Origin of the sequence: Actinophytocola sp. (assembly GCF_035712165.1) — a bacterium.
GTDB lineage: Bacteria > Actinomycetota > Actinomycetes > Mycobacteriales > Pseudonocardiaceae > DASYTH01.
In genome coordinates this window covers 1-4,324 of sequence record NZ_DASTBH010000242.1, presented here as the reverse complement: position 1 = coordinate 4,324, position 4,324 = coordinate 1, and the positions used below count along the sequence as shown (strand labels likewise).

3 protein-coding genes and 1 pseudogene are annotated in these 4,324 nt (G+C 71.8%); 3 read left to right on the top strand and 1 reads right to left on the bottom strand.

Features of this window, described 5'->3' with window-relative positions; genetic code table 11:
- A partial coding sequence (locus tag VFO68_RS13910) for an SDR family NAD(P)-dependent oxidoreductase (protein ID WP_325158675.1) occupies window positions 1–564 on the bottom strand: 564 nt, incomplete at its 3' end.
- A gap of 281 nt (window positions 565–845) precedes the next feature.
- On the opposite strand from VFO68_RS13910, the gene VFO68_RS13905 reads away from it, so the two are divergent.
- The 3 genes and pseudogenes from VFO68_RS13905 to VFO68_RS13895 form a co-directional block, all read left to right on the top strand.
- Window positions 846–2,753 carry an anthranilate synthase family protein gene (locus VFO68_RS13905; protein WP_325158674.1) on the top strand — a complete coding sequence of 636 codons (1,908 nt, stop codon included), beginning with the start codon at window positions 846–848 and terminating at the stop codon, window positions 2,751–2,753.
- Between the two features lie 38 nt (window positions 2,754–2,791).
- Window positions 2,792–4,012 (top strand): FAD-dependent monooxygenase, encoded by a 1,221-nt coding sequence (locus tag VFO68_RS13900; protein ID WP_325158673.1) that lies wholly within the window; start codon window positions 2,792–2,794, stop codon window positions 4,010–4,012.
- Window positions 4,012–4,324: pseudogene (locus VFO68_RS13895) on the top strand (hypothetical protein); the annotation flags it as partial. The gene VFO68_RS13900 and the pseudogene VFO68_RS13895, both read left to right, overlap by 1 nt.

Here is a 4,324-nt window from a genome sequence, read left to right as displayed (position 1 = left end):
GACGTTGCAGCGCACGCCGTGCCGGGCCACCTCGAGGCCCAGGGACTTGGTGAACGCGGTCGCCGCCGCCTTCGACGCGGCATAGGCGGCCATGCCGACCCGGGGCACGGCGGACGCGTTCGACGCCACCGTCACGATCGCGCCGGAGCGCCGGGCCACCATGCGGGCCGCCACCGCCCGCGAGGTGTTGAACACGCCCCGCGCGTTGACCGCGAAGGTCAGGTTCCAGTCATCCTCCGATGTGGACAGTACGAGCCCCGGTCGCAGCACCCCGGCGACGTTGGCGAGGTAGTCGATCGGACCGAGCTCGCGCTCCACCAGGTCGACCGTGCCGGTCACCGCCTCGCTCGAGGCGACGTCGGCCGGGTACGCCGTGACGTCGAGGTCCTTGGCGCGCAGCCGCCGCACCTGGTCGGCCAGGTCGGCCTCGGTGCGGTCCACCGCCGCCACCCGGGCGCCCCGCTCGGCCAGCCGGCGCACCACGGCCGAGCCGATCCCGCCGGACGCGCCGGTGACCAGCGCGACCCGGCCGCGGAAATCCTGGTCGAGGAAATGATTGTCCACCGTTACTCCTCGTCCATTGCCGAACACCGGTTGTGAGCACGGTCCACAGAGGTCGCTTCCGAACTCTAATAGCGTGGTGGAACCGGAAAAACTACTCGAACGGGTAGCGGCCGGGTGGTTCCCCATTTGCACTGGTAGCCGCCGGAATACCGGGGGAGCGGGTCGTTTTCGGGTAGTTGTGCCACGGTCCATTCTCGACAGACAATGACGCCCGAATGGTAGCCGACCTGGCAATGGGCAACAGGCTGGCAGAGAGCGCGGGAGGAATTCGCATGGAGCGGATGCCACCTGGTTCCGCCCTGGTGGACGAGGTGCTCAGCGGTCGAGCCCCGGCGTTCGCCCTGCTGCACCGGCCCCAGGCCGGCCAGGCCGACCGGGTCGAGGTGCTGGTCGGCGAGGTCGACGAGGTCGCCCGGCTGGCCGACCTGCCGATCGGGCCGCCCGGGCCGGCGACCGGTCAGGCCCGGCACACCCTGCTCACCCTGGTGCCCTACCGGCAGATCGCCGAGCGCGGGTTCGCCGCCGCCGACGACGGCACGCCCCTGGTCGCGATGCGGATCACCGGGCAGGACGAGATCGGCCTCGCCGAGGCGTTCGACCGGATCCCGGAGGGTGACCTGGACCTGGTCGAAGAGGGCTTCGACATCTCCGACGAGCGGTACGCCGGCCTGGTCCGGCAGGTGATCAGCAACGAGATCGGGCGCGGCGAGGGCGCGAACTTCGTGCTGCGCCGGTCTTTCCTGGTGCGCGTCGAGAACTACACGCCGGCCAAGGCGCTCACCGTGTTCCGCAGGCTGCTGCACGCGGAGCGCTCCGCGTACTGGACCTTCGTGGTGCACACCGGAACCACGACGCTGGTCGGCGCCACCCCCGAGCGGCACGTGAGCCTGCGCGACGGCGTGGTCAGCATGAACCCGATCAGCGGCACCTACCGCTACGCCGAGTCCGGACCGAACGTCAACGACGCGCTGCGCTTCCTGGCCGACGCCAAGGAAGCCGACGAGCTGTTCATGGTCGTCGACGAGGAGCTCAAGATGATGGCCGCCCTGTGCCCGGACGGCGGCCAGGTGCTCGGCCCGTACCTCAAGGAGATGTCCAGCCTCGCGCACACCGAGTACTACCTGGAGGGCCGCAGCGAGGTCGACGTGCGGGACATCCTGCGCACCACGATGTTCGCGCCGACCGTCACCGGCAGCCCGCTGGAGAGCGCCTGCCGGGTGCTGGCCAGGTACGAGCCGGAGGGCCGGGGCTACTACAGCGGGGTGATCGGCCTGATCGGGGTCGACCCCGCCGGCCGGGCCACCCTCGACTCGGCGATCCTGATCCGCACCGGTCAGATCGACCCGACCGGCCACCTGCGGATCGGCGTCGGTGCGACGCTGGTGCGCAACTCGCGCCCGGAGTCCGAGGTGGTCGAGACCACGGTGAAGGCGGCCGGCGTGCTGGCCGCGCTGCGCGGCGGGCCGCCCGCCGCCGTCGCCGACCGGCCCCGGTTGGGCACCGACACGCTGGTGGTCAGTGCGCTGCGCAAGCGAAACACCCGGCTGGCCCGGTTCTGGTTCGACGCTCCGGAGACCCGGGGCCGGGGCGGCGTCGCGCTGCCCGGGCTCGACGTCCTGGTGATCGACGCCGAGGACACCTTCACCACCATGCTCGGGCTGGAACTGGGCGCGTTGGGCACCTCGGTCACGATCCGCCGGTTCGACGAGCCGTTCGACGTCGACGCCTACGACCTGACCGTGGTCGGGCCCGGGCCGGGCAACCCCGCCGAGCGCGACCATCCCAAGATCGCCCGGTTGCGCCAGGTCACCCGCCACCTGCTCCGCGAGCGGATGCCGTTCCTGTCGGTGTGCCTCGGCCATCAGGTGCTCAGCGACCTGCTCGGCCTGCCGCTGGTGCGCCGGGCGGTGCCCAACCAGGGCACCCAGAAGGAGATCGACCTGTTCGGCTGGCCGTACCGGGTCGGGTTCTACAACACCTACGCGGCGACCGTCGCGGCCGGGCTGCCGGACGGTGTGCGGGCGGCCGCGGACCCGACCACCGGGGAGATCCATGCGTTGCGCGGCCCGCACTTCCGGTCCATGCAGTTCCACCCCGAGTCGGTGCTCACCGAGAACGGGGTGGCCATCCTCCGCCGGGAGCTCACCTCGCTGCTGGCCACCGAACGGGCCGCCGCCCGGCCGGCCTGACCGCACGATTCGTTCGTAGAGCAAGGGGTTGGTAGTCGATGAGCCAGCGGGTGATCGTGGTCGGCGGGGGAATCGGCGGGCTCGCGGCCGCGCTTGCCGTCGCCCGCAACGGACACGAGGCGCTGGTGCTGGAACGCCAGGACGGCTTCGCCGAGCTGGGCGCCGGAATCCAGCTGGCGCCCAACGCCTTCCGGGCGCTGGAACACCTCGGCGTGGCAGCCGAGGCGCGGGCCCGGGCGGTGTTCATCTCGGACCTGCGGCTGATGGACGGCGTCGCCGGGGTCGAGCTGACCAGGCTGGAGCTGACCGGGAACTTCCTGCGGCGCTACGGCCAGCCCTACGCCGTGGTGCACCGCGGCGACCTCTACGAGCCGCTGCTGCGGGCCTGCCGGGCGGACGAGCGGATCACCCTGCGGGCCGGTGCGGCGGTCACCGGGTACCGGCTGGACGGCGCCGGGGCGTCGGTGTCGCTGCGCAGCGGCGAGTGGCTGCACGGCGCCGCGGTGATCGGCGCGGACGGCCTGCGCTCGCGGATCCGGGCGCAACTGGTGGGCGACGGCAGCCCGCGGGTGTCCGGGCACACCATCTACCGCTCGGTGATCCCGATCGACGAGGTGCCGGAGGAGCGGCGTTGGTACGCCGCGACCCTGTGGGCCGGGCCCGGCTACCACATGGTGCACTACCCGATCGCGGACGGGGCGAGCTTCAACATGGCCCTCACCGTCGACGACGGCGCGGAGACCGAACTGGTCGGGGTTCCGGTGCCCCGGGACCGGGTGCTGGAGATCGCCGGACCGATGCGCCCGGAGATCCGCACGCTGATCGAGCTCGGCCGGGACTGGCGCAGCTGGGTGCTCTGCGACCGCGATCCGGTGGACACCTGGACCGACGGTCCGGTGCTGCTGGTCGGCGACGCCGCGCACCCGATGCTGCAGTACGCCGCCCAGGGCGCCGCGATGGCGCTGGAGGACGCGGTGTGCCTGGACACCCTGCTCGCCGTGGACCAGGACCTCGCCACCGCGTTCGGCAAGCTGGAGGCGCTGCGGGCGCCGCGTACCGCGCGGGTCCAGCTGATCTCCCGGCGGATGGGCGCCGAGGTGTACCACCCGGCCGGCGCGGCCGCGCGGGCCCGCGACGAGCTGTTGGGTGGAATGTCCGAACAGGACCAGTTCGAGCTGCTGGACTGGCTCTACGCCCACGACGAGGCACCGCTGCACGGAAGCCGTAACGAGAGGAAAGGGCAGCCATGGTTATCGTGATGGCTCCGGAGGCCGAACCCGCGGACATCGAGCAGGTGGTCACGACGGTCGAGTCGGTGGGTGCCGAGGCGTTCGTCAGCCGCGGGGTCACCGAGATGTTCGACCGGACGACCGGCTCGGCCCGGGCCCGGGTCAGCCGGGTGGTGATCGGCCTGGTCGGCGACTTCGATCTGTTGTCGGGGTTGAACCTGGCGGAGATGCGGGGGGTGAGTCGGGTTGCTCGGGTGTCCAGTCCGTACAAGCTGGTCAGCCGTGAGCATCATGTGAACCGGTCGACGGTGAAGGTGGCGGGGGTGTCGATCGGGCCGGATA

Bases quoted from the DNA above. Each gene is read 5' to 3' on its own strand.
- VFO68_RS13905 (WP_325158674.1), top strand. From the start codon at position 846: ATGCCACCTGGTTCCGCCCTGGTGGACGAGGTGCTCAGCGGTCGAGCC.
- VFO68_RS13900 (WP_325158673.1), top strand. From the start codon at position 2,792: ATGAGCCAGCGGGTGATCGTGGTCGGCGGGGGAATCGGCGGGCTCGCG.